The organism is Prauserella alba, assembly GCF_024171735.1.
Lineage (GTDB): Bacteria > Actinomycetota > Actinomycetes > Mycobacteriales > Pseudonocardiaceae > Prauserella > Prauserella alba.
Genome location: NZ_JAMTCH010000009.1, coordinates 90915 through 114939, shown reverse-complemented (window position 1 = coordinate 114939; position 24025 = coordinate 90915). Strand labels below are relative to the sequence as shown.

General features: G+C 69.8%; 23 protein-coding genes and 1 pseudogene. 13 read left to right on the top strand and 11 right to left on the bottom strand.

Features of this window, described 5'->3' with window-relative positions:
• Positions 1-332: 332 nt before the first annotated feature.
• The 3 genes from LY12_RS24930 to LY12_RS24920 are packed head-to-tail and all read right to left on the bottom strand — an operon-like array spanning position 333 to position 3323.
• Positions 333-1478 (bottom strand): Mrp/NBP35 family ATP-binding protein, encoded by a 1146-nt coding sequence (locus LY12_RS24930; RefSeq protein ID WP_253859911.1) that lies wholly within the window; start codon positions 1476-1478, stop codon positions 333-335.
• The gene (locus tag LY12_RS24925; protein WP_253859910.1) at positions 1475-2014 is read right to left on the bottom strand and encodes a DUF1003 domain-containing protein; all 540 of its coding nucleotides are present in this window, start codon (positions 2012-2014) and stop codon (positions 1475-1477) included. Before LY12_RS24925 ends, LY12_RS24930 begins: the two co-directional genes overlap by 4 nt.
• Entirely contained in the window at positions 2007-3323 is a 1317-nt protein-coding gene (locus tag LY12_RS24920) for a magnesium transporter MgtE N-terminal domain-containing protein (RefSeq protein ID WP_253859909.1), read from the bottom strand. Before LY12_RS24920 ends, LY12_RS24925 begins: the two co-directional genes overlap by 8 nt.
• A gap of 265 nt (positions 3324-3588) precedes the next feature.
• On the opposite strand from LY12_RS24920, the gene LY12_RS24915 reads away from it, so the two are divergent.
• The 5 genes from LY12_RS24915 (at position 3589) to LY12_RS24895 (ending at position 8701) form a co-directional block, all read left to right on the top strand.
• Entirely contained in the window at positions 3589-4110 is a 522-nt protein-coding gene (locus tag LY12_RS24915; RefSeq protein WP_253859908.1) for a general stress protein, read from the top strand.
• A 287-nt stretch (positions 4111-4397) separates the two neighbouring features.
• Entirely contained in the window at positions 4398-5723 is a 1326-nt protein-coding gene (locus tag LY12_RS24910) for an ABC transporter substrate-binding protein (RefSeq protein WP_253859907.1), read from the top strand.
• Positions 5720-6676: a carbohydrate ABC transporter permease gene (locus LY12_RS24905; protein ID WP_253859906.1), complete on the top strand. Its 957-nt coding sequence runs from the start codon at positions 5720-5722 to the stop codon at positions 6674-6676. Before LY12_RS24910 ends, LY12_RS24905 begins: the two co-directional genes overlap by 4 nt.
• On the top strand, positions 6676-7515 hold the full coding sequence (locus LY12_RS24900; RefSeq protein ID WP_253859905.1) for a carbohydrate ABC transporter permease: 840 nt from the start codon (positions 6676-6678) through the stop codon (positions 7513-7515). The genes LY12_RS24905 and LY12_RS24900 overlap by 1 nt, the downstream gene beginning before the upstream one ends.
• Before the next feature lie 4 nt (positions 7516-7519).
• Entirely contained in the window at positions 7520-8701 is a 1182-nt protein-coding gene (locus LY12_RS24895; RefSeq protein ID WP_253859904.1) for an ABC transporter ATP-binding protein, read from the top strand.
• Between the two features lie 127 nt (positions 8702-8828).
• Here the strand turns inward: LY12_RS24895 and LY12_RS24890 are convergent, their stop codons facing one another.
• From LY12_RS24890 to corA, 3 genes are all read right to left on the bottom strand, one after another.
• Positions 8829-9671 (bottom strand): chromosome partitioning protein ParB, encoded by an 843-nt coding sequence (locus LY12_RS24890; RefSeq protein WP_253859903.1) that lies wholly within the window; start codon positions 9669-9671, stop codon positions 8829-8831.
• Complete coding sequence (locus LY12_RS24885) at positions 9668-10318, bottom strand: metallophosphoesterase family protein (protein WP_253859902.1); 651 nt, start codon at positions 10316-10318, stop codon at positions 9668-9670. The genes LY12_RS24890 and LY12_RS24885 overlap by 4 nt, the downstream gene beginning before the upstream one ends.
• A gap of 274 nt (positions 10319-10592) precedes the next feature.
• On the bottom strand, positions 10593-11696 hold the full coding sequence (corA, locus tag LY12_RS24880) for a magnesium/cobalt transporter CorA (RefSeq protein ID WP_253859901.1): 1104 nt from the start codon (positions 11694-11696) through the stop codon (positions 10593-10595).
• 486 nt (positions 11697-12182) lie between these two features.
• On the opposite strand from corA, the gene LY12_RS24875 reads away from it, so the two are divergent.
• Positions 12183-13292: a DUF2332 domain-containing protein gene (locus LY12_RS24875; RefSeq protein ID WP_253859900.1), complete on the top strand. Its 1110-nt coding sequence runs from the start codon at positions 12183-12185 to the stop codon at positions 13290-13292.
• A 45-nt stretch (positions 13293-13337) separates the two neighbouring features.
• Here LY12_RS24875 and LY12_RS24870 read toward each other — a convergent pair whose 3' ends face one another.
• On the bottom strand, positions 13338-13742 hold the full coding sequence (locus LY12_RS24870) for an NUDIX hydrolase (RefSeq protein ID WP_253859899.1): 405 nt from the start codon (positions 13740-13742) through the stop codon (positions 13338-13340).
• Between the two features lie 268 nt (positions 13743-14010).
• On the opposite strand from LY12_RS24870, the gene LY12_RS24865 reads away from it, so the two are divergent.
• From LY12_RS24865 to LY12_RS24840, 6 genes and pseudogenes are all read left to right on the top strand, one after another.
• The gene (locus tag LY12_RS24865) at positions 14011-14172 is read left to right on the top strand and encodes a hypothetical protein (protein WP_183657701.1); all 162 of its coding nucleotides are present in this window, start codon (positions 14011-14013) and stop codon (positions 14170-14172) included.
• Positions 14173-14191: 19 nt separating this feature from the next.
• On the top strand, positions 14192-14752 hold the full coding sequence (locus LY12_RS24860; protein WP_183779175.1) for a PH domain-containing protein: 561 nt from the start codon (positions 14192-14194) through the stop codon (positions 14750-14752).
• Between the two features lie 87 nt (positions 14753-14839).
• Positions 14840-15712 carry a PHP domain-containing protein gene (locus LY12_RS24855; protein WP_253859898.1) on the top strand — a complete coding sequence of 291 codons (873 nt, stop codon included), beginning with the start codon at positions 14840-14842 and terminating at the stop codon, positions 15710-15712.
• 10 nt (positions 15713-15722) lie between these two features.
• Positions 15723-16340: a MarC family protein gene (locus tag LY12_RS24850; protein WP_253859897.1), complete on the top strand. Its 618-nt coding sequence runs from the start codon at positions 15723-15725 to the stop codon at positions 16338-16340.
• A 31-nt stretch (positions 16341-16371) separates the two neighbouring features.
• Positions 16372-17223 (top strand): annotated as a pseudogene (locus tag LY12_RS24845) (RecB family exonuclease); the annotation flags it as partial.
• Between the two features lie 323 nt (positions 17224-17546).
• Complete coding sequence (locus LY12_RS24840) at positions 17547-17834, top strand: hypothetical protein (protein ID WP_253859896.1); 288 nt, start codon at positions 17547-17549, stop codon at positions 17832-17834.
• 205 nt (positions 17835-18039) lie between these two features.
• Here the strand turns inward: LY12_RS24840 and LY12_RS24835 are convergent, their stop codons facing one another.
• Complete coding sequence (locus tag LY12_RS24835; RefSeq protein WP_253859895.1) at positions 18040-18516, bottom strand: DapH/DapD/GlmU-related protein; 477 nt, start codon at positions 18514-18516, stop codon at positions 18040-18042.
• A 164-nt stretch (positions 18517-18680) separates the two neighbouring features.
• Between LY12_RS24835 and LY12_RS24830 the strand changes: the two genes are divergently transcribed.
• Entirely contained in the window at positions 18681-19610 is a 930-nt protein-coding gene (locus tag LY12_RS24830) for a LysR family transcriptional regulator (RefSeq protein ID WP_253859894.1), read from the top strand.
• A gap of 228 nt (positions 19611-19838) precedes the next feature.
• On the opposite strand, the gene LY12_RS24825 is transcribed toward LY12_RS24830, so the two are convergent.
• From LY12_RS24825 to LY12_RS24815, 3 genes are read right to left on the bottom strand one after another with little or no spacing between them, the layout of a single operon-like run.
• Positions 19839-20669 (bottom strand): alpha/beta fold hydrolase, encoded by an 831-nt coding sequence (locus LY12_RS24825; RefSeq protein WP_253859893.1) that lies wholly within the window; start codon positions 20667-20669, stop codon positions 19839-19841.
• Positions 20670-20699: 30 nt separating this feature from the next.
• Positions 20700-22001, bottom strand: coding sequence for an Rv3212 family protein (locus LY12_RS24820; protein ID WP_253859892.1), 1302 nt, complete (start codon positions 21999-22001; stop codon positions 20700-20702).
• A gap of 5 nt (positions 22002-22006) precedes the next feature.
• The gene (locus LY12_RS24815; protein ID WP_253859951.1) at positions 22007-23644 is read right to left on the bottom strand and encodes a DEAD/DEAH box helicase; all 1638 of its coding nucleotides are present in this window, start codon (positions 23642-23644) and stop codon (positions 22007-22009) included.
• Positions 23645-24025: the final 381 nt, after the last annotated feature.

Here is a 24025-nt window from a genome sequence, read left to right as displayed (position 1 = left end):
CGCGGCGACCGCAGTGGTGTTCCGACCGAGGAGCGCATGCGCGGATCGTGCACGCGCGGGTGGTCCCGAGGCATCCCTCGCACTGGGGGTGGAGGCCTCGGGACCACCGCTCATGTCGCCGTGGTCACCGCGGCAATCACGCCGCCGCAATCACGCCGCCGCAATCACGCCGCTGCACTCACGCCGCTGCGGGGCCGCGCACCGGGTCGACCGGCTGCACGAGTGCAGGACACGCGTGCCGAGCGCAGAACACGCGCACGGCACAGCCGCGCGTCAGCGCGTCGGGGTGGTGGCCGGGCGACGGATGGGCGCAGGACACGCGGAGGTGTTCGTCAGCTGCCGGCAGGGGAGACGTTCAGCATCATCCCCGCGAGGCCGCGTGCGCGGACCGACAGCTTCTCCGCCGCCGCGCGCATGATCTCGGAGGCGGCCGCGTCGGGGGCCGACAGCACCAGCGGCGTACCCGCGTCGCCCTGTTCGCGCAGCCGCGGGTCGAGGGGCACCTGGCCGAGCAGTGGCACCTCGGCACCGACGGACTTCGACAGCGAGTCGGCGACCGTCTGCCCGCCGCCGGAGCCGAAGATCTCCATCTTCGACCCGTCGGGGGCTTCGAACCACGACATGTTCTCGATCACGCCCGCCACCCGCTGACGCGTCTGCAGCGCGATCGCGCCCGCGCGCTCGGCGACCTCGGCGGCTGCCTGCTGCGGCGTGGTCACGACCAGGATCTCGGCGTTCGGGATGAGCTGCGCCACGGAGATCGCGATGTCGCCCGTGCCGGGTGGCAGGTCGAGCAGCAGGATGTCGAGGTCGCCCCAGAAGACGTCCGCGAGGAACTGCTGCAGCGCACGGTGCAACATCGGCCCGCGCCACACCACCGGGGTGTTGCCGGGCGTGAACATGCCGATGGAGATGACCTTCACGCCGTGCGCCTGCGGCGGCATGATCATCGATTCGACCTTGGTGGGCTTCTCGTCGGCGCCCAGCATGCGGGGCACCGAGTGGCCGTAGATGTCGGCGTCGACGACCCCGACCTTGAGCCCGCGCTCGGCCATGGACGCGGCCAGGTTGACCGTGACGCTGGACTTGCCGACGCCGCCCTTGCCCGATGCGACGCAGTACACGCGCGTCATCGAGCCGGGCTGGGCGAACGGGATCACCGGCTCCTCGGCGTCGCCGCGGAGCTGCTTGCGCAGCTCGGTGCGCTGCTCGTCGCTCATGACGTCGAGCTCGACCTGCACCTCCGTCACGCCGGGGAGCTCGGCCACGGCGGCCTTGGTGTCCTTGGTGATCGTGTCCTTCATCGGGCACCCGGCCACCGTGAGGTACACCTCGACGGTGACGACCCCGCCGTCGCCGACGGTGATGTCCTTGACCATGCCGAGCTCGGTGATCGGCTTGTGGATCTCCGGATCCTGCACCGAGTTCAGTGCGGTGCGGACGGTCTCGACACTGGGCTGTTCTTGCGTGGTGGTCACTGCTCGGGCACCGACCTTCTGTCGCTGGCGGCCTGCTGTTGCCTCCCCATGCTACGTGGCTGCCCGTTGAGGTCTTCGCGTAACTTGTCCAGCTCGCTGCGCAGGTAATCCCGGGTCGCGACCTCACCGACGGCCAGGCGCAGCGCGGCCAGCTCGCGCGCGAGGAACTCGGTGTCGGCCTTCGTCTGTGCGGCGCGTGACCGATCCTCCTCGAGGGAGACGCGGTCGCGGTCGTCCTGCCGGTTCTGCGCCAGCAGGATCAGCGGCGCCGCGTACGCCGCCTGGGTCGAGAAGGCCAGGTTGAGCAGGATGAACGGGTACGGGTCCCAGCGCAGCGTCACCGCGGTGAGATTGAGCGTGATCCAGACGAGGACGATCAGCGTCTGCCAGAACAGGTAGCGCCCGGTGCCGAGGAAACGGGCCAGTCGTTCGGCCATGCTGCCGAACGACTCGGAGTTCAGATTCGGGGTCAGCCGCCCGAACCGGTGCGAATGGCGGGGCTGGTCGAGACGCCTGCGGCCGGTCAGTTCAGGCATGGTCGTTCTCCGCGGGACTGTCGGGGGAGGCCGGGGTCGCCGGGTCCAGGTCGCGCAGGCCGGTCTCGCGCCAGCCTTCGGGCAGCAGGTGGTCGAGCACGTCGTCGACGGTCACGGCCCCGAGCAGGTGGTCGCGGCCGTCGACGACCGGTGCGCACGTGAGGTTGTAGGCGGCGAAGTAGCGCGTCAGCTCGGCGAGCGGCGCGGTGGGCGGCAGCGGCGGCAGGTCCGTGTCGGCGACGGAGGCGACGAGTTCGGCCGGCGGCCTGCGCAGCAGTCGCTGGAAGTGGACGCACCCGATGTAGCGGCCCGTCGGGGTGGCCTGTGGCGGACGGCACACGAACACCATGCTCGCCAGCGCCGACGTCAGGTCGGGGTTGCGGATGTGGGCGAGCGCTTCGGCGACGGTGGCGTCGGGGGCGAGGACGACCGGTTCCGGGGTCATCAGCCCGCCTGCGGTGTCGGCCGAGTAGGCCAGCAGCCTGCGCACCGGGCCGGACTCGTCGGGGTGCATCAGCTCGAGGAGCCGGGTCTGCTCGGTGGGCCCGAGTTCGCCGAGCAGGTCGGCGGCGTCGTCGGGGCTCATCGCTTCGAGCACGTCGGCCGCGCGTTCGTCGGCGAGGTAGTCGACCAGTTCCTTCTGGTCGTCCTCCGGCAGTTCCTCCAGCACGTCGGCGAGCTTCTCGTCGTCCATCGCGTCGGCGACCTCGTGCCTGCGTTTGAGTGGCAGGTCCCGCAGCGTCGCGGCGACGTCGACGGCGCGCATCGTGTCGAACAGCATCAGCAGCTGGCCGGCGCCCTGTGGTTGTCTGCCGAGGTCGGTCAGGCCGAGCCCGGAGACGTCCTCCCAGCCCAGCACCTGTAGTCCGCCCCGGCGGCCCGCCAGTTTCAGCGGTCCCGTGCGCTGGCGGACCGCCAGTTTGGCGAGTACCCAGTCCCGTGTCCTGGTGGGCTCCATCGCCGCGTCGACGACCGTGAGCCGGGTGCCCTCCGCCGACAGGTGTGCGCGGGCGTCGAGGAGCTGGCCGAGTACGAGGACCTCGTTGGGCCGCTGGTGGAACCGGCGCATGTTCACCGAACCGGTGGCGAGGGTGACGGCGTTCGATTCGATGGCGGTGACACGCAACATCGGGACGAACACGCGGCGCCGGGTCGAGACCTCCACGACCAGTCCCAGCACCCGCGGCGGCTGGTGGTCCAGCCGCAGCCCCGCGACGAGGTCGCGGACCTTGCCGATCGACTCGCCGTCGGGCCCGAAGACCGGTAGTCCTGCCAGCTGAGCTGCGAAAACCCGGTTGACGGCCGCCATGTGCCCAGCGTAGGCGCGCTCCGGCCGCCGTGCCCGCCGGTGATCACCTCACGGCGTGGCGCGGCCGCTGTCACCTCCCCGCGTGGATCCCGCGCCGTGTCCGGTGATCATCCCGGCCCGGAAGTACGTATTGTTGTGGAGGATTCGCCGTATCGTCCGGGCTCCGGACGGGCGAACACGCATGAACGAGGACCACTGCGGGTACTCAGCCAGGTGGGTCGCTGCCTACAGTGCTGACAACGCAGAGCAGCCGAAAGCACAGGTGATGATCGTGACCGGTCCACTGTCGTCAGGCCGTCAGGCGCCCGGACAGCCGAAGCTGCCCACGCCGCCGACCGGGTGGCCGATCGGTTCGTACAACACCTACGAGGAAGCCCAGCGGGCTGTCGACTACCTGGCCGACAACGACTTCGCCGTGCGTGACGTGACGATCGTCGGGGTCGACCTGATGCTCGTCGAACGCGTCATCGGACGGCTGTCGTGGGGCCGGGTGCTCGGCACCGGTGCCGCGTCCGGCGCGTGGTTCGGTCTGTTCGTCGGCCTGTTGCTGAGCATGTTCAGCAACGCGCAGGGCATGGCGCTCGCGCCGATCCTCATCGGACTCGTCGTCGGTATCGGCTTCGGTGTCGCGTTCGCCGCGGTGAGTTACGCGTCGACCCGCGGCAGGCGCGATTTCTCGTCGTCGAGCCAGCTGGTGGCCGGCCGTTACGACGTGCTGTGCCAGCCGCGGAACGCCGAACAGGGCCGCGACCTGCTCGCCAAGCTGAACATGGGCACCCAAGGCTGAGCTGATCTCGGGCACCCGAGATCGAAATGCTCAGGCATTCAGGGCTGAGCTGATCGCGATACGCGCGGGCGGGAGAGGCGCCCGCGCGTAGTTCTTTCGTCGGGAATCGCCACGGCTTCGCCCCGAATCGTTACAGTACGCGCTTGCCCTCCGTGATCATTGGGAATACCTTTTCCCGACCGCTCATCCGAGCGGTCGCACGACCGTGAATTTCCCGGATTCTCATGCACGACGCGGTGCGGAGGCGGGTTCCTCCGATCCGCGTGTATGACGTGGAGGAGGAGCAGATGGCGATACGGCGGACGCGGCCCCGCCGGCACCGGCCACCCGCGCGGACGGCGGGCCTGGTGTGTGCGCTGGCCACCGGTGCCGGGCTGGTCACCGCTTGCGGCCCCGGCGACGGCAGGACGATCGACGTCTACTACGCACCCGAGGACAACTTCCAGACGGTCGTCGACAACTGCAACGAGCAGGCCGACGGCCGGTACCGCATCGTCTACCACAAGCTGCCGCGTGACGCCGACGGCCAGCGGGAGCAGATGGTGCGCAGGCTCGCCGCCGGTGACGAGACGATGGACGTGCTGGGGCTCGACGTCACCTGGGTTCCGGAGTTCGCCGAGGCAGGCTGGATCGAGGAGTGGACCGGCGACCGCAAGGCGAAGGCACAGCGCGACGTCCTGCCGGGGCCGCTGGCCACCGCGCAGTGGGACGGCAAGCTCTGGGCCGCGCCGAAGAACACCAACGTCCAGCTGCTCTGGTACGACGACCGCATCACCCCGGAACCGCCGTCCACATGGGACGAGATGATCGAGGACTCGAAGCGGCTCAAGCGTGAGGGCAAGCCGCACGAGATCCTGTTCACGGGAGCCCAGTACGAGGGTCTCGTCGTGGTTTACAACTCCATTGTGGAATCGGCGGGCGGCCGCATCCTCTCCGACGACGGCCAGCGCGTGGTCATCGACGAGGGTGCGGTCGAGGCGCTGCGCATCCTCAAGGAGGTCACCACCTCCGGGTTGACGGATCCGTCGCTGACGAACCAGCAGGAGGACGAGGTCCGCCTCGCGATGCAGCAGGGCCGCGGGGCCTTCGAACTCAACTGGCCGTTCGTCTACGCTTCCTATGCCGCGGAGAAGCCGGACACGCTGCAGCACTTCAAGTGGGCGCAGTATCCGGGCGTGAAGCAGGGCGAACCGGGCCGCAGCACCATCGGCGGCTACGACCTGGCCGTCTCGTCGGCGTCGACGAACAAGCCGGCGGCGTTCGACGCCGCACTGTGTCTGCGCAGCGCAGAGCACCAGAAGTTCTCCGCGCTCCGCGACGGGGTGCCGCCGAGCATCGAGACGGTCTACGACGACACCGAGCCGCTCGACCCGTCGAAACCGGCCGATCCCGAGGACAATCCGAGCATGGCGACCGAGTACCCGATGCGCGGCGCCATCAAGGACGCGTTGCAGAACGCGGCGGTCCGGCCGTTGACACCCGCGTACCAGAACCTGTCCACGGTGATGGCCAAGGTGCTGTCACCGCCGTCCGACATCGACCCTCAGCGCACGGCGGAGCGCCTCCGTGAGGAGCTCACCGCCGCGCTCGACTCGAAGGGCGTGATCCCATGAGCAACGCGGTCACCGACGCACCGGACGAAGGGTCCGCGGCGTCGCAGGCGAAACCGAAGAAGGCCAAGCACAGCGAGGGGAAGAAGGCCGAGCGCAGACTCGGCTGGCTGCTGTGCGCACCCGCGGCGATCGTCATGCTCGCCGTCACCGGATATCCGATCGCCTACTCGATCTGGCTGTCGCTGCAGCGCTACGACCTGCGGTTCCCCGGCGAGCAGGAGTTCGTCGGATTCGACAACTACATCGCGGTGCTGTCGAACTCGTACTGGTGGACCGCCTTCGGCACGACGATGCTGATCACCGTCGTCACCGTGGCCATCGAACTCGTCCTCGGCATGGCACTGGCACTGGTCATGCACCGCACCCTCGTCGGCCGCGGCCTGGTCCGCACGGTCGCGTTGATCCCCTACGGCATCGTGACCGTGGCGGCCGCGTTCTCCTGGTACTACGCCTGGACGCCGGAAACGGGGTACCTCGCCAACCTCCTCGCCGACGGCGGCGCCCCGCTCACCGAGTACGGGCCGTCGCTGTTGATCATCGGGCTGGCCGAGGTGTGGAAGACGACGCCGTTCATGGCGCTGTTGTTGATGGCCGGACTGGCGCTCGTGCCCGACGACCTGATGAAGGCGGCCTCGATGGACGGGGCGAACGCGTGGCAACGGTTCACCAAGGTGATGCTGCCGGTGATGAAACCGGCGATCCTCGTGGCGCTGCTGTTCCGCACGCTCGACGCGTTCCGGATCTTCGACAACATCTTCGTACTCACCGGCGGGTCGAACGACACGGCGTCGGTGTCGATGCAGACCTACAACAACCTCATCAAAGGACTGAATCTCGGTATCGGATCCGCCATGGCGGTGCTGATCTTCCTGACGGTCGCGGTGATCGCGTTCGTCTTCGTGAAGGGCTTCGGCACGGCGGCGCCGGGCAGTGACGAGGGAGGTAAGCGCTGATGGCAATGCAGCCGGCCACGGCAGGCCGCAAGGCGCGCTGGGCGCTGCTCGACATCATCGTCGTGGTGTACGCGCTCGTTCCGGTGTTGTGGATCGCGTCCCTGTCGCTGAAGACCAAGGACACGATCGCCGACGGCAACTTCATCCCGCGGGAATGGACCCTGCAGAACTACAAGGACATCTTCGCGACCACGGAGTTCATCCGGCCGCTGTTCAACTCGATCGGCATCGCGCTCATCGCCACGTTCCTGGCCGTCATGCTCGGCATGATGGCGGCGTACGCGGTCGCCCGCCTGGACTTCCCCGGCAAGAAACTGCTCGTCGGGGTGTCGCTGCTGATCGCGATGTTCCCGCAGATCTCGCTGGTCACACCGTTGTTCAACATCGAACGGGAACTGGGCCTGTTCGACACGTGGCCGGGCCTGATCCTGCCGTACATCACGTTCGCCCTGCCGTTGGCGATCTACACGCTCTCGTCGTTCTTCCGCGAGATCCCGTGGGAGCTGGAGAAGGCGGCGAAGATGGACGGCGCCACACCGGCGCAGGCCTTCCGGAAGGTGATCGCCCCGCTGGCGGCACCGGGGGTGTTCACCACGGCGATCCTGGTGTTCATCCTCTGCTGGAACGACTTCCTGTTCGCGATCTCGCTGACCTCGACGGAGGCGTCGCGAACCGTTCCCGCCGCGCTGTCGTTCTTCACGGGTACCTCGCAGTTCGACGACCCGACGGGAACGATCTCCGCGGCGGCCGTGGTGATCACCATTCCGATCATTCTGTTCGTGTTGTTCTTCCAGCGCCGCATCGTCGCGGGGCTGACGTCCGGTGCCGTGAAGGGGTAAGGCAATGGCAGAGATCGTGCTCGACAAGGTGACCAAGCGCTACCCCGATGGCGCCCGCGCCGTGTCCGAGATGAACATCGAGATCGCCGACGGCGAGTTCGTCATCCTCGTCGGCCCGTCGGGGTGCGGGAAGTCGACCGCACTGAACATGATCGCGGGGCTCGAGGACATCTCGGACGGCGAGCTGCGGATCGACGGGCAGCGCGCCAACGAGAAGTCGCCGAAGGATCGCGACATCGCGATGGTGTTCCAGTCGTACGCGCTGTATCCGCACATGAGCGTGCGGGAGAACATGGCGTTCCCGTTGCGGCTGGCGAAGGCCGACGACGCGACCGTCAACGAGAAGGTCGAGGAGGCGGCGCGGATCCTCGACCTGTCGCAGCACCTCGACCGCAGGCCCGCGAACCTGTCCGGCGGGCAGCGGCAGCGCGTCGCGATGGGCCGTGCGATCGTGCGCAGCCCCAAGGCGTTCCTCATGGACGAACCGCTGTCCAACCTGGACGCCAAGCTGCGCGGCCAGATGCGCACGTCGGTGTCGAAACTGCAGAAGCAGCTCGGTACGACGACCGTGTACGTCACGCACGACCAGACCGAGGCGATGACACTCGGCGACCGCGTCGTCGTGCTGCGCGGTGGTCACGTGCAGCAGATCGGCTCGCCGCAGTTCCTCTACGACCAGCCCGCGAACCTGTTCGTCGCCGGGTTCATCGGATCGCCGTCGATGAACTTCGTCCCGGCCGCGCTGGAGGACGGGACGCTCAAGAGCCCGCTCGGCACTGTTCCGTTGACCGACCGGGTGCGCAGCCTCCTCGAGGCGGCGGGCGGACCGCGTGACGTGATCGCCGGCATCCGCCCCGAGCACTTCGAGGACGTCTCGCTCGTGGACGCCGAGCATCGCGATGCCGGTGCGACGTTCCGGTCCACCGTGGACGTGCTGGAGTCGATGGGCGCGGAGAAGTACGCCTACTTCTCGCTGGAGGAGCAGACGGCCGTCAACGAGGAACTCGCGGAGCTGGCCGCCGACGCGGGGTCGGCGGACGTACCCGGCAGCGGGTCGACGATCGTGACCAGGCTCGACGCGGCCTCGGCGGCGGCCGAGGGCGATGCGCTGGAGGTGTGGTTCGACCCGGACCGGCTCCAGCTGTTCGACCCGAAGTCGGGCAGGAACCTGACGTTCGAAGGCTGATCCGGCGGGCAGGAGCCCTCCGGGGTTGCCTGTCCACGCGGCGACGGTGCGGTACCGGTCCTGCCGGGCCGCGTCGTCGCCGCGCCGGAGCCGCCTCGTCGCCACGCCGGAGCCGCGCCGGAGCCGGTCAGTGATGCCGGGAGCGGATCGCTTCGATGACGGCGTCGTCCCACGAGTGCGTCCGGATGAGGCGGTAGCGCTCACCCGCGACCCACAGGTACGCCTCGGCCTCGGTGCGCGTGCCCACCAGGTCGGCCTGGCGCAGCATCCGCACCACTGGCTCGTACTCGTCGGTGTACCACCGCGCGGCGATCGTGGCACGGTCGAGGAACGTGCCGGAATCCTGCATCAACCGGAAACCCCAGGCCTCGACGTGTTCGCCCAGTTCGGCGTAGTCCAGCGGGTCGGTCACGACGACCGAGGCGCGCGCCTCGCCGGTGAGCGGCACGCGTTCGAGGAACAGCCGCCGGTAGTCCTTGACGATGAGGTCGCCGCGGTAGCGGATGCCCGCAGGGTCGAGTGTGGTGCGCACCTCGGTGACGAACGCGTCGATCGTGTCGAGCCCGAGCGCGTGCGCCACGGACACGCGGTGGTGGCCGTCGATGACGAAATGCAGCTCGCCCACGCGGTACACCTCGATCGGCGGGATCGCCTCGCCGCGCCGGCTGGCCAGCGCGAGCCGCTCCCAGCGTTGGCGCACCCTGCCCGACGTCGGCCGGAACCTGCGGTCGAAATCGGAGTCGCGGTCGACGCTGCCGACGATGCTGTCCAGTTTGACCACCCGCAGCCCGAGACGTCGCTGCCCCTCCCAGCCGAGCGCGGCGACGACCTCGTCGAACGGCAGGGTGATGTTCACGTCGTCGGGTTCGCGGCGCAGCCAGGTCGCGAGCCGCGACAGGACCTGCCGCCTGCGCGCGCGCAGGAAGTCGTGCTCCGCGTCGGCACGGGGGAATCCGGTGTCCCGGCTCATGGCGAGCCCACCAGCGAACCGAGTTCGAGCACGTGGCTGCCCACCACGTTGCGTACCGTGGTGCCCGCCAGCGTGCGATCGCCCGTGGCCTCGCCGTAGGGGTGGATGTGGCCGTGCAGCAGCCACCGCGGCCGCAGTCGCCGGACCGTCTCGTGTAGACAGTCGAAGCCGTGGTGGGGCGGATCGTCGCGGTCTCCCACCCCGCGCGGCGGCGCGTGGGTCAGCAGGACGTCCACGGGCCTGCCGCGGCTGCGCCGGGCCAGCCTGCGGGACCTGCGTGCCTGGGCGCGCTGCGTCCACTGGTTCGGCCCGCCGTTGTAGCGCACCGATCCGCCGAGCCCGGCGATCCGCAGGCCCGCCGCCGTGACGACGCGGCCGTCGGCGTCGATCCCGCCCGCCGGCCCGGGCCAGGCGGTCGGGATGCCGCCCCGCAGCGGCAGCCCGCGGTGGCGCGTGAACCCCGTCAGATCCGGGTCGTGATTCCCCGGCACGAACACCACCGGCACGTCGAGCAGGTTCGCGAGGTGCTCGAGGTAGCCGAACGGCAGATCGCCGGCACCGAGTACGACGTCGACGGACAGGTCGACGTCACGGCCGCACCACAGCGACTCGTCGACCTCGTCGGCGACCACCAGTGCTCGCACCATGGCGACAGGGTACGCCGACGTGCGCGCAGCACAGGTGGTTCTGAGCGCAGGACACGCGGTTCCGAACGCGGGACATGCGAGGTGGCTCGGGTCAGTGGGTCACCGCGGCGGCGTCGGGGTTCACCGCGATGAACGCGATGACCATGACGAGCCAGGCGATGCCGAGCATGACGCCCCAGAACTTCAGGTCGGTGAGCTTACGGATCATGACAACTCCCCATGAATGATCGATCGAATCCGGACGTACCCCTCAGTGCCCGCCCCGAGCGCGTGCTCAGAGCCAGCGGTTCTTCCGGAATATTCGATAGAGCAGCAGACAGAGGCCGAGAATGATCGCGAGCACGGCCGGATAGCCGTACTTGAAGTTCAGCTCCGGCATGTAGTCGAAGTTCATGCCGTAAATGCCGGCGATCGCGGTCGGCACGGCGATGATCGCCGCCCAGGCGGTGATCTTGCGCATGTCCGAGTTCAGCTGCAGCGTGATCTTCCCCAGCGTGGCGTCGACCAGGGTGGTCAGCAGCTCGTCGAAGGCCTCGACGCGCTCGGCGACCGTCGTGACGTGGTCGTGCACGTTGCGGAAGTAGGAGCGCACGTCCTCGGGCACCAGCCGCGTGTAGCCCTCGGAGAGCCTGCGCAGCGGGGTCGCCAGCGGCGAGACCGCGCGGCGCAGCTCCAGCACCTCACGTTTGAACAGGTAGATCTGCTCCGACGTGACGCGGCTGCGCGGGGCGAACACCTCGGCTTCCATCTCGTCGATGTCGTCCTCGATCTTGTCGGTGACATCGAGGAAGTGGTCGACGACGTGGTCGGCGATCGCGTGCAGGACGTCGGCCGGCCCGTTCTGCAGCCGTTCCGGATCGCCGTCCAGCTCGCGCCGCAGCCGCGCCAGCCCCGTGTGGTTCCCGTGCCGCACGGTGATGATGAAGTCCTTGCCCAGGAACGCCATGAGCTCGCCGGACTCGACGATCTCGTTGGCCGTCGTCGGCGAGGAGTGCTCGACGTAGCGCACCGTCCGGAACACCATGAACAGCGTGTCGTCGTAGCGTTCGAGCTTCGGCCGCTGGTGGGCGTGCACGGCGTCCTCGACGGCGAGTTCGTGCAGGCCGAAGGTCTCGGCGATGCCCTGGATCTGGGGTTCGGTCGGCTCGTGGAGGCCGATCCACACGAAGCCGTCGTCGCGGCCGCGGACCTCGTTGACCGCCTCCTCGTGCGTCCAGGTGCCGGGCTTGCGCTCGCCGCCGATGTAGACGCCGCAGTCGACGACGGACGCCGACAGCGGTTGCGGCCGGCGCTGCGGGGCCTGCGCCGGGGCGCGGCGCCCGCGGGCGGACCTGCCGCCGCGGCCCCGCAGGTTGCCGAAGGAAGGAATCGCAGGCATGGCTTCTCTCCAGGCTGGGTGTCGCCGGATCATCACTGAGGTGCCAGGCGCCGCCGGTGCTGGACCGGTGGCGCAGGCGGGTGCTCAGGACCGCTTCCGCGCTGGAGCGAAGAGGGCCGCCGCGGACGAGGGACTCGCCCGGCTGCGACCCGTGGCGCATGCCGCCCACGGCAAGGGGAGTGCGGTTTCCGACACCGTCGCAAACCGCTGCTCGCCGGAGGGTCAGGCCGATTCGGACCGGCGTGAGGAAGCGGTGCCCGTACTGAGCGGATTCGACGTACTGGGCGGACTATCGTCACTGCTCATCTGCATTCCTCACCTCCTCCGGCCGGTCTGCGCGCGACGTGGTGTTGCTCGCGTTGACGCATTGTGCGCCGATGGTCGAGGGTACCTCTAGGGTTGACTCGCATCATCGCTGGGGGATCTTCGAGGAGGGCTCTGACGTGCGGTTCGGAACTTGGGTGGTCGTCGGGCCGGAGCGCCGGGATGGCTGACGTCGCCATCGCCAAGGAGCGCCTGCGCCGGTTCGCCGAGCACGAGGCGGCCGGGATCTCCCCGCTGTACTCCCATCTCGCGGCCCACGCCGCCGACGACGACGAGGTCGCCGCGCTCCTGCTGGAGGCGAGCACCGACGGGGACACGCACCCGACGTTGTTGCTGGCGGCCGCGCACCGGCTGATCCAGGCGGAGCCGATCCACCCGCTGTCGCGGTACTACCCGTCGCTGGGCGGAATGGACGGCGTGGACGGCGCGACGTGGCCGGAGTTCCGAGCGTTCCTGCTCGAGCGTGCCGATCGCGTGGCGGAGATTCTCCGCACGCGGTTCACCCAGACCAACGAGGTGAACCGCGCGGCTGTGCTGTACCCGGCCGTGGCGCGCGCGGCGAAGCAGGCGAAGGGCAAGGTGGGCCTGCTCGAAGTGGGCTGCAGTGCCGGGCTGCTGCTGGGCATGGACCGGTTCGCGTACCAGTACCGGCTGCCGGGCGGGGAGCAGCTCGCGGCGGGCCCGAAGAAGACGCCCGTCGGGCTGCACTGTGCGGTCGAGCTCGCCGAAGGGGCAGGGCCGCCGGTGGTGCCGGCCAAACCGAACGTCGGAGCGAAGGTGGGGCTGGACCGCAATCCGGTCGACGCGCAGGACGACGACGAGCTCGCCTGGCTCGAGGCGTGCGTGTGGGCCGATCAGCCGGACCGGATCCGCATGCTGCGCACGGCCGCGGCGGCACAGGCCAAGGACATCCCGGACTTCGTCGAGGGTGACGCCGTCGACGACCTCGCCGCGGCCGCGGCACGGGTTCCCGCGGAGCTGCCCCTGGTGGTCTTCAGTAGCCACGTGATGGCCTACATGGCTGCCGACCGGCGCGAGGCGTTCATCACTGCGATGGGTGAAATCGCCGCGGAACGGCCGGTGTGGTGGGTCACGCTCGAGTCGTACGAGGCCGGCCTCGACGCGGTGCTGCCCGGCAGGGACGAGCTGGCCTACCGCGTCACGGCCCGTCCCACGCTCGGCCTTGTGACCTGGAAGGACGGCGCCCCGAACGGGCAGGCGCTCGCGCTGGCCGATCCGCACGGGCAGCGGATGACCTGGCTCGGTGCGTGAGGTTCTGCCAGCGGTGGTGTTCGCCACGGAGCCGGCCCCGACTCCTCACTGAGAGTCGCGGGGCAGCATGTTCCATTCACGTAATGTGTCGACCAGGTTTTCTGTCAACTGGTCGTGGTAGTCCATTCGAGTGAGCTCGCGGTGATCGATCCACCGGGCGTCGGAGGCGTCGTCGCCCGGCGTCAACCGTCCGCCGCGGACGAGGCAGCGGTAGTCGTTGATCAGGTACGGCTCGCGCGTGATGCTGCCGACGAACGGGCCGACATCGACGGTCAGCCCCGTCTCCTCGGCGAGTTCCCGCGCCACCGCCGCGTGGTCCGTCTCGCCCGGTTCCACGCGTCCTCCCGGCAGTGACCAGCGGCCCCGGGCGGGCCGATTGGCCCGCCGGATGAGCAGCAGCCTGCCCGCGGCGTCGTGGACGATCCCGCCGACGCACCGGATGTGGTCCATCCCGCTCCTGTCTCCCGGCCGCGACGAGCGGGCCGTCGTATCCGTCCCGCCGGCCTCCCGGAGTGCCACGTGCCGGGGTTTCCGGCGGTGCGGCGACGCCCGCCCCTGTGGTCACGATGGGTAGCGATCGCGCTACGATCACCGCGCGTACTGCCCCAAGCGCAGGACTTACCTCCCGTAGCGACAGGTAGTGCGGTACAAACTTAGTGGCACCTCACCCAACAGGTCCAAGCAACTGGTCTGCACTCGAGAGACGGGATTGATCGCCGTGAACGCGAAGAAGCTCGCAGGAATTGCCGCTGTCGCGTTGGTTCTGTTCTTCGTGATCGCGCAGCCAGGTCAAGCTGCGGGTTTTGTCAACAACATCATCGGCTTCCTGCGCGACGCTGCCGAGGCCGTGATCACGTTCGTCAGCAACATCTTCACCTGACGCGCGTTACCCTCGGTTCATGTTCGCACCACGCGACCCAGACGAGTACCTCCTCGACACCGAGCGCCGGGTGATTCGCATCCGACGCCATTGGGCGTGTCTCGGGTGGAACGTGTTCGAGGCCATCGCCATGATCGCGATCTGCGTGATGATCTCGTACATCCTGCCGCCGTCGATGTGGGTCGTGCAGAACCTGCTCTGGTACGCCGCACTCGGCGTCGTCCTCTGGTTCTCGTACAAGGTCATCGAATGGTGGGTCGAGCGGCTCGTCGTGACCGACAAGCGGTTCATCATGACCACCGGCGTATGGACCACGCAGGTGCTGATGATGCCGATCACCAAGGTCACCGACCTCACGTACGAGCGGACGTTCGGTGGGCGCATCTTCGGCTACGGCACGACGGTCATCGAGTCGGCCGGTCAGATCCAGGCGTTGAACAAGATCCGGTATCTGCCGGAGCCGGAGAACTTCTACGACACGATTTCGGAGCTCGTGTTCGGCGACAAGCAGAAGCAGGCCGAGCGGTTCTCCATGATCAAGGCGCAGCGGGCCGCGCGCGGTAAGAAGGTCCGCGGCTGACCTTCCGCGCCGTCGTCGCAGGTCGGGGGCGCGCGTCGTGAACGTCGCAGTGCCTGCCCCGGGTTCGCCCGGCCGGCGTGTTGGAGAATGTCCGCCGTGCGCATCGACCTGCATACCCATTCGACCGTCTCCGACGGCACGGACGACCCGGCCGAGCTCGTCGCCGTGGCGGCAGCGGCCGGACTCGGCGTCGTGGCGCTGACCGACCACGACACGACCGTGGGCTGGCGGCCGGCGGCCGACGCGCTGCCGCCGGGGATGCGGCTCGTGCCGGGTGCGGAACTGTCGTGCGAATCCGATGACGGCCGCGGCGGACGGGTCAGCGTGCATCTGCTGGCCTATCTGTTCGACCCCGACGCTCCCGCCATCGTCGCCGAGCAGCGGCGCCTCCGGCAGCAGCGGCGGTCGCGACTGCGGGCGATCGCCGACCGGATGGCCGCCGACGGGCTTCCGGTCGACGCCGACGAGATCCTGGGCATGCTCGGTCCCGACGCCCCGGCGGGCAGGCCGCACCTCGCGCAGGCGCTCGTGCGCGCGGGGCTGTGCGGCACCGTCGACGAGGCGTTCGCGAGCTACTTGGCGACCGGCCGAGGGTATTCGGTGCCGCGCCGGGACACCCCTGTCGAACTCGCTATCGACATGATCGCCGAGGCGGGCGGGGTGACGGTGCTGGCCCATCCGTTCGCGTTCCAGCGCGGCCCGACGGTGACGGCCGAGGTCGTCGAGACCCTGGCGCGCCGCGGCCTCACCGGCGTCGAGGTGGACCACCCGAACCACGACGGGCGCACCCGCGACGAGTTGCGGGCGCTCGCGAAGGATCTCGGGCTCGTGCGCACCGGGTCGAGCGATTACCACGGAACGAACAAGTCGATCGGGATCGGCCAGGAGGTCACGCCACCGGAGGAGTTCGACGCGCTGGTCGCGCAGGCCACGGGTACCGACGTCGTGGTCGGCGGCTGAGGCGGCGGAGATGGACTACTTCAACCTGACGCTGTTCACCGAGGCCCTCATCACGCTGGTCGTCATCATGGATCCGCCCGGCACGGTGCCGGTGTTCCTGAGCCTCGTCGGCCGTAAACAGCGGGCGGCGCGGGCGCGCGCCGCGTTGCAGGCCGTGTTGGTGTCGTTCCTGGTCATCGCACTGTTCGCCGTCGCGGGGCAGGCGATCCTCGCCTACCTGGGCATCGGGATCCCGGCGCTGCAGGGTGCGGGCGGGTTGCTGCTGCTGCTCGTCGCGCTGGAGCTGCTCACCAGCAAGGGTGGCAGCGACCCCGAGGTGGCCGACGACGTGAACGTCGCGCTGGTGCCGCTCGGGACCCCACTGCTGGCCGGGCCGGGTGCCATCGCGGCGACGATCGTGTTCGTCCGTGAGGCCGACGGTGATCCGGCCGGGTACATCGCGCTGGCGTGCGCGATCGTCGCCGTCCACGTGATCATCTGGGTGTGCATGCGGTATTCCGGTGCGCTCATCAAGGTGCTGCGGGAGAGCGGCATCACGCTGCTCGCGAAGATCGCGGGTCTGCTGCTGGCGGCGATCGCGGTGCAGCTGGTGGCGGATTCCGTGCGCGGCTTCATCGCCGGCGCATGAGGTGTCGGGGTTTGTCGGTACGGTGCGCGTGATGGAGCAACTGGGGTTCGACTTCGGTGTGACGCCGCGTCGGCTGATGAAGGTGACGCCGGCGCGGTTGTCGACGTTCGACGACTGCCCTCGCCGGTACCGGCTGGCCTACGTCGACCGTCCGACGCCGCAGCGCACGGGGCCGTGGGCGCACAGCACCCTCGGTGCGGTGGTGCACAACGCCCTGCGGGCACTGTTCGATCTGCCCGCCTCCGAGCGCACGCCTGCGCGCGCCGCCGCACTCGTGGGCCGGCACTGGAAGGACGCCGGGTTCGCCGACTCCGAACAGGCAGCCGAGTACCGGCGCGTCGCGAAGGATTGGGCGGCCCGGTACGTCGCCGACCACGACCTGAGCACCGACCCTCGCGGTGTCGAGCGGTGGGTGTCTGCGCCCGCGGCCGGTGGGGACGGCCCTGTGTCGATGATCGTGGAAGGCCGCGCCGACCGCATCGACGAACGTGACGGCGAACTCGTGGTCGTCGACTACAAGACCGGCAGGCGCGCCCCCGACGAGCACGAGGCGCGCTCCTCGCAGGCGCTTGCGCTGTACGCCGTCGCAGCCGAACGGACCCTGCACGCGCCGTGCCGGACTGTCGAGCTGCACCATCTGCCGAGCGGCACGGTCGCGGCGGCCGAGCACACCGCAGACAGCCTGCGCAGGCAGCTCTCCCGGGCCGAGGAGACCGCCACCGACCTGCAGCAGGCCACGGATAAGCTGGCCGACGGCGGTGACCCGGACGAGCTGTTCCCCGCGCGCACCGGCCGCCGCTGTTCGTGGTGCGACTTCCGCCCGAGTTGCGCTGCCGGACAGCAGGCCGGCCCGGCGGCGCGGTCGTGGGATCTGCTCGCCCCGCTCCGCGACGCCGAGACCGGCGTCGGCGGTAACGGCAGCACCGACGGCGGCGGCCCGGCTGCCGAGTCCGGCGAGGCTCACAGCACCGGTCCGGCCGACGGTGGCGGGGCCGCGGCGACGACAGGCACTCGTACCGGGGCCGGGGACGGACCTCGAGCGCGCGTCACGGCCGGAGTCGACCGATCATCAGGGGGTGTGCCGTGACCCGGTCACCGGGCAGGACGAATACGACCGCAGCAACGGGTCGCACGGCCGCGACCACACGTACCGGACCGGCCGGTCCCACGGAATCGGCCGACCACACCGAACCACTGGAGACGCCTGTGACCGAGCCGGAGGCACCGGGAACGGCCGGGCGCGTGTGGCGGGGTTTCACCGGCTCGGTTGCCGCCGGGTTCGCGTTGTTGGCGGCCGTGGTGCTGGTGGTGGCGCTGGCCACCGACGGTGCGGCGGGTACGGCGGTCGTCGTGTGGCATGTGCTCGGTGCGGTGGTGGCACTCGCGCTGCAGGTGGTGATGGTCGACAGGGAGCGGGGTCCGGCTGCAGGGTTGGCGGGTGCCGGCGTGATCGGCATCGCCGGTGTCGTGTTGTGGACGTGCTGGTGGGCGTGAGGGCCCGTCGACGTCGGGTGTGAGTCCGGCTGGAGCCGGGGCCCGGCGCGTCCCCGGCGAGCTTCACCAGACCCGGCGCCGAGCCACCGGCGCGAAGTGATCCGGCTGTTCGGTCGGCACGTCCGTCACCCGGGCACGAAACCAGGACTGCGGAACCTTCCTGGAGGGTGCCTGTTCCGGCTCACGAAATCCGTCACGGTCGGGTTCAATCGATCGTCTTGATCACCTGAGCGGGGACGCCTGCGACCATGGTGCCGGCGGGCACGTCGCGGGTGACGACGGCACCCGCAGCGACCACCGCACCGGCGCCGATCGTCACTCCCTGGGTGATCACGGCCGCCGTCCCGACCCAAACGTCGTCTTCGAGGACGATCGGGGCGAACGAGAGGTGCTCGCGGCGTTCGGCCAACGGCAGCGGGTGCCCTCCGGTGATGAGGCTGGCCTTCGGGGCGACCATGACGCCGTTGCCCAGGTGGATGCCGCCTTTGTCCATCAACGTGCACCCCTGATTGACGAAGACGTTCTCCCCGAACGTCGTGTTGAGTCCGTACTCGGTGAACAGTGGCGGGTAGATGGTGACCGACTCCGGAAGTGGCTTGCCGAAAACAACGGAAAGTAGTTCCGCGCGCCCTTCGCTGTCGCTGAACGGCAGCATGTTCAGCCGGGACGTCGCATCGGTCACCTCCGCGATTCGTTCCGTGTGGCGTGTGAACTCGGGCGAATAAACATGCATGACCTGTGCTGTGCGGGTGGACATGCGCCGATCCCACCACCGCCGGAACACGGGATCAAACAACGCGAACGGACAGCAGAAACAACCATGAGTTGTGAAAGTACGATCGTGGTGTGGATGTCGATGCACTGCGGACGTTCGTGGCCGTCGCCGAGACCGGCCAGTTCCAGGCAGCGGCGGACGAGCTGCGGATCAGCCAGCAGGCGGTCTCCAAGCGAATCGCGTCCCTGGAGCGGCACCTCGGCGCCGCGCTCCTGGTGCGTACCTCCCGCGGCTCCAGGCCGAGCTTGGACGGACAGGTCTTCCTGCCGCACGCCAAGGGGATCCTCACCGCTACCGACCGGGCTGAACAGGCCGTACGGCCCGGTAACCGGCCGTTGCGCGTCGATGTCCTCAACCGGCGCATCGCTCCGGCCCAGGCCGTCTACCGGTTCTACCGCTCCCAGCCCGACATGAACCTGGACGCGGTCACGCTGAGCACCGAGAATGCCGCCCAAGCAGCCAAGGCGGTGCTCGAAGGAACTATCGACGCGTCCTTCCGCGCCATGCCTGCGGCCGAGATCCCGGCCGGGATCGCCGCTGATCGGCTCCTGGACGTTCCGTTGGAACTCCTGGTCGGGCCGGGCCACCCGATGTCGGACGCGGCCTCCGTCAGGCCTGCGGACCTGGCGGACCACCGCATATGGATCCCGGGGATCAGGCCGGACGCGGAGTGGGCCGCGTTCTACGAGACGCTTTCCGAGGCTTTCGGACTGAGCATCGATGCGCTCGGCCCCCACTTCGGCGACGAGGCATTGATGGACGCGCTGGCCGACTCGGCCTCGTTGGCCACCCTCGTCGGCAGTGGGGATCGGTACCTGTGGCCCGAGAACTACGACCTGCGGCGCATCCCGTTGCGTGAACCCACACCGGTCTACCCGCACCTCCTGTTGTCCCGCAGCGGGGACCAGCATCCCCTGCTGACGGCACTACGCGACCATCTGCACACCACGGGGCCGCAGGCCCCGGACGATGTCTGGGCGCCCGACTGGGTGGACCACTGACCACGCGAAACGAAATCGACGGATGCCGCCGCCGGGACGTCTGCGAAGTCGTCCGGCGAGTCCGGTCACGCGACCGACGTGGGCACCCCGAACGCAGAACACGGGCCCCCGACCGCAGAACACGCGGGTCCGCGTGCAGAACACGCGCCCCGGAATCCGCAACACGGGCCCCCGAATCCGCAACACGGGCCCCGGAATGCGCAACGCGCGGTTTGGGCACGGCGACGGCTAGAGCCAACCACGCCATTCGGCCAGCAGGACGTCCAGCAGGGCGTGGGGGTTCTCGGTGTTGGGGGAGTGGGCCGCCTGCGGAACCACGGTGAAGGCCGCGGTGAGCCTGCGGGCCATGTCCTTCTGCTGATCGACCGACCAGGCATCGTCGTGTTCACCCGCGACGACCAGTGCGGGGCGGTCGCCGAGTGCGGCCGCGAGTTCGTCGGTGCGATCCGGTTCGGTGCGCAGCCCCCTGGCCATACCCAGCAGCCCGGCCGCGCTCGACGTGACGAACCGGGTGCGCAGGAACGCGCGCAGTTCCGCGGCCGGCAGACCGCCGAGCTGCTCGCGGATCGCGTACACGGCTTCGACGCCCTGGGCGCGCAGCAGCGGTTCGCCCGCTTCGAGTGCCTGCGAGCGGAGGCCGTGGGGTAGCCGGGCCGGGCCGCTGTCGAGGAGCGTCAGGCCGGCGACCGGCGCACCTGCGAGCACGGCGCCGCGGGACACCAGCCCGCCGTAGGAGTGGCCGAGCAGCACGACGGGGCCGTCGAGCGAGGTGGCCAGCTCGGCGACGACCTCGCCGAGCCGGTCCGGCAAGTAGGCAGCCTCGTCGTCGGGACCCGGTGATTCGTACTGGCCGGGCAGGTCGATCGCCAGCGGGTGCAGCCCGCCGTCGGCGATGCCGTCCAGCAGCGGGGCGAAGTCCTCCTTCGACCCGGTGTAGCCGGGCACGAGCAGTGCCGTACCCGCCGCGTCGGCCGGCTCGGGGCCGGACAGTGCGGCGAGGCCTCCCGGCAGGTCGATCCGCCTGCCGCCGTGCGGGGACAGTTGGGAGAACGCGGTCATCGAGGGTCTCCGGTCATCGAGGTGCTCCGGTCACCGCAGTGCCACCACCTCGTCGCCGCGGCGTTCCAGCAGGACCGGGCCTGCGGTGGCCATGGTGATCGGCCCGCGGTGGCCGTCGCGGTCGACGGCGATCGTGCGTACCGTGTCGCCGCTGCGGGGGTCGAGAACCGCGAGGCCGCCGCCGATCGGTGCGAGGTACCGGCCCGCGTACGACGTTCCCGCGCCGCGCGTGTTGTGCACCGTCCACTGCGGAGTCAGGTCCGCTGTGGACAGTGCCATGGTGCGGGATCCGGTGAACCAGTAGACGTTCCACGGTCCACGGACGGTGGGCATCACCCCGCCGCGCGGTTCCCGGTCCAGATCGGACCGGGGAAGGTCGAGCGGATACCGGGTCCGCTCCCGGCCCTCGGCGTCGAACAGCACCAGTTCCTTCGCCTCCGGCAGCAGCACCGCCGAGCCGCCCGGCACCATCGCGACGAGCTTGGCGCCCCGCTCGGGCAACGGCTGGGAGAACTCCTGTTCCGGCTGGTCGGACTCCTCGGGGGCCGCCTTCAGCACGGTCAACAACGCACCACTGCGGCCGGGGCAGCGTTCGATCACGCCGACCCTGCCCGATGCCGCGGCGACGGTGCCGTACCGGCAGTTAGGCCGCGGCTGGTATCCGGCGTTGACCTGCGCGTACACCCGGCCGAACTCCATGCTCTTGACCAGGTCGTCGCGCCAGGTGTTGAGCAGCCGCTCGCCGGTGGTGGTCACGTAGCCGCCGTCGCCGACGAGCCGGGTGCCGCGTTCGGCGTCCCCGTTGCGCTGTGCCGTACGCTTGCCGGTTGCCGCGTCGAGCTGGGTGACCTCGCTGCAGCCTGCGTCCTTGCGATAGACGGCCAGGGCGCGTTCCCACTCGGCCCCGACGGTGCACAGTGGCAGGTCGCGGGCGTACCGCCAGCGGACGGAACCGGTCTCGGGATCCCGCCCGGTGACCTCACCGCCGTCGCCGGTGACCACGGTGCCAGCCGTCGCGACGGGCGCGGGGGTCGCGGCGCTCGGTGCCCGCCAGGCCTCGTGGAACTCCGCGGGCACCGACGCCGGTTGCGCCGGGGTGCCCGCGGGCGGGGGAGCGGTCTCGCTGATCGTGGCCCTGCTGTCGCTGCCTGCCCAGACGACGAGACCGGCCATGACGACGGCCACGCCGAGCAGCGCGGCTGCGACGCGGTCGCGGCGGCGGTTCCACGGCGAGCGGCGACTCTGCACCGTGGTCGGTGCGGAGCCGCCGCTGTGGGCCGTGTCGTCGGCCGTGCCGCCGGAATCCGGCGAAGGTGATCCGGTGGAGCTCACGGACGTCAGTCTGCCGTGGCGGACGTTTCGCTCGTGTTGGTGGTCTGCGCCGTGCCTTCCTGCGTGGCCTCGCCGCCGCCCCGGCCGCGGCCGCCGCGACGACGGCGCCTGCGCGCGGGCCGCTGGCCGCCCTCGGCCTGTGCGTCACCGGAGGCGGCGCCGTCGGCCGAGGCGTGGCTCTCGGTGGCCGGCTTCGAACCGCTGCCGCCGCGGGTGCGGCGGCGCGACCGGGACCGGCCGGAACCGGAAGGGGCTGCCGTGCCGTTCTCGCCGCCCTCCTGCGATTCCGGGTCGGCGGACTCGGCGGAACCGCTCTCGGCGGACCTGCCGCCGCGCGTGCGCCTGCGGGGCTTGCGGTTCCGCGAACGGGCCGCGCCACTCTCGCGGGATCCGCCGCGCTCCCTGGACTCGCCGCGCTCGCGCCGCTTGTCGCCCAGGTCCTCGGCGTCCTCCGCGGCCAGGCCCTCCCGGTTGCGCTTGCTCAACGGCAGGCGGCCCGTCGCGTCGTCGGGGATACCGAGGTCGGAGAAGAGGTGCTTCGAGGTCGAGTACGTCTCCGCCGGTTCGGGCTGGTTCAAGCCGAGTTCGTCGGAGATCAGCTTCCAACGGGGGATCTCGTCCCAGTCGACCAGCGTGACCGCCACGCCCGTCTTGCCCGCGCGACCGGTGCGGCCGATGCGGTGGACGTAGGTCTTCTCGTCCTCGGGCATCTGGTAGTTGACGACGTGGGTCACGTCGTCGACGTCGATGCCGCGCGCGGCGACGTCGGTGGCGACGAGCACGTCCACCTTGCCGGAACGGAAGGCGCGCAGCGCCTGCTCCCGCGCACCCTGGCCGAGGTCACCGTGCACGGCCGCCGCGGCGAACCCGCGGTCGGTCAGCTCGTCGGCGACCTTCTGCGCGGTGCGCTTCGTGCGCGTGAAGATCATCGTCAGTCCGCGCTCGGAGGCCTGCAGGACCTTCGCGACCAGCTCGGGCTTGTCCAGCGAGTGCGCACGGTAGACGAACTGCGTCGTGCGCTCGTGGATGGCGCCCGCGTCGTTCTCCTCGGCGCGGATGTGCGTCGGCTGGGTCAGGAACGTCCTGGCCAGGTTGATGATCGGCCCCGGCATGGTGGCCGAGAACAGCATCGTCTGCCGCTCGTCCGGCACCATCCGCAGGATGCGCTCGATGTCGGGGAGGAAGCCCAGGTCGAGCATCTCGTCGGCCTCGTCGAGCACCAGCGAACGCACCTTGCCGAGCACCAGGTGGCGCTGTTCGGCGAGATCCAGCAGCCTGCCCGGCGTGCCGACGACGATGTCGACGCCCCGCTGCAGCGCTTCGATCTGCGGTTCGTACGGCCTGCCGCCGTAGATCGACTCGACGGTGATGCCGAGGTTCGCGCCCGCCTCGGCGAGGTCCTTGGTGACCTGGACGCACAGCTCGCGGGTGGGGACGACGATCAGTGCCTGCGGCGTGCCGTCGCCCGGGGTGTCGAGCCGCTGCAGCAGCGGGACACCGAAGCCGAGGGTCTTGCCCATGCCGGTCCTGGCCTGCCCGATGACGTCGTCGCCCTTGAGGGCGAGCGGCAGGGTCAGCGCCTGGATGGCGAAGGTGCGGTGTTTGCCCGACGCCTCGAGCGCCGAGATGATCTCGGGCTTCAGGCCGAACTCGGCGAAGGCCGGCGTTTCGGCTTCTGCGGCGGGCCGGGAGACGTCGGGTGCGACATCGGTGGTGGGACCGTCGGCGCTGTCGGTGCCGGCGGTCTGGTTCTGGTCCTGGATGATGAAATCGCCTCTCTCATACCGGCGCGCAAGCCAGGCATATACCGCGATGGCTCGACCACACTCACATCCGTGTTTTCGCGTTCGTGACCAGCGAAGAAATACGGTGTGGGAACATCGCCGAGGCGTGCACGCACATTGCTTCTCACCTGCGTGTTCACCTGCCACGAATATGTCTTTCGCGGCGGTCCACGAGTGGTGAGAATCGCTCTCGGTTCCTCAGTGTACAGCGAAGACGCCGACATATCGTGACGCCCGCCG

Excerpts from the sequence above, each read along its gene's own strand:
- LY12_RS24925 (WP_253859910.1), bottom strand. The coding sequence starts at position 2,014 with ATGCCTGAACTGACCGGCCGCAGGCGTCTCGACCAGCCCCGCCATTCG.
- LY12_RS24920 (WP_253859909.1), bottom strand. The coding sequence starts at position 3,323 with ATGGCGGCCGTCAACCGGGTTTTCGCAGCTCAGCTGGCAGGACTACCG.
- LY12_RS24915 (WP_253859908.1), top strand. The coding sequence starts at position 3,589 with ATGATCGTGACCGGTCCACTGTCGTCAGGCCGTCAGGCGCCCGGACAG.
- LY12_RS24910 (WP_253859907.1), top strand. The coding sequence starts at position 4,398 with ATGGCGATACGGCGGACGCGGCCCCGCCGGCACCGGCCACCCGCGCGG.
- LY12_RS24905 (WP_253859906.1), top strand. The coding sequence starts at position 5,720 with ATGAGCAACGCGGTCACCGACGCACCGGACGAAGGGTCCGCGGCGTCG.
- LY12_RS24900 (WP_253859905.1), top strand. The coding sequence starts at position 6,676 with ATGGCAATGCAGCCGGCCACGGCAGGCCGCAAGGCGCGCTGGGCGCTG.
- LY12_RS24895 (WP_253859904.1), top strand. The coding sequence starts at position 7,520 with ATGGCAGAGATCGTGCTCGACAAGGTGACCAAGCGCTACCCCGATGGC.
- LY12_RS24890 (WP_253859903.1), bottom strand. The coding sequence starts at position 9,671 with ATGAGCCGGGACACCGGATTCCCCCGTGCCGACGCGGAGCACGACTTC.
- LY12_RS24885 (WP_253859902.1), bottom strand. The coding sequence starts at position 10,318 with ATGGTGCGAGCACTGGTGGTCGCCGACGAGGTCGACGAGTCGCTGTGG.
- corA (WP_253859901.1), bottom strand. The coding sequence starts at position 11,696 with ATGCCTGCGATTCCTTCCTTCGGCAACCTGCGGGGCCGCGGCGGCAGG.
- LY12_RS24875 (WP_253859900.1), top strand. The coding sequence starts at position 12,183 with ATGGCTGACGTCGCCATCGCCAAGGAGCGCCTGCGCCGGTTCGCCGAG.
- LY12_RS24870 (WP_253859899.1), bottom strand. The coding sequence starts at position 13,742 with ATGGACCACATCCGGTGCGTCGGCGGGATCGTCCACGACGCCGCGGGC.
- LY12_RS24860 (WP_183779175.1), top strand. The coding sequence starts at position 14,192 with ATGTTCGCACCACGCGACCCAGACGAGTACCTCCTCGACACCGAGCGC.
- LY12_RS24855 (WP_253859898.1), top strand. The coding sequence starts at position 14,840 with ATGTCCGCCGTGCGCATCGACCTGCATACCCATTCGACCGTCTCCGAC.
- LY12_RS24850 (WP_253859897.1), top strand. The coding sequence starts at position 15,723 with ATGGACTACTTCAACCTGACGCTGTTCACCGAGGCCCTCATCACGCTG.
- LY12_RS24825 (WP_253859893.1), bottom strand. The coding sequence starts at position 20,669 with ATGACCGCGTTCTCCCAACTGTCCCCGCACGGCGGCAGGCGGATCGAC.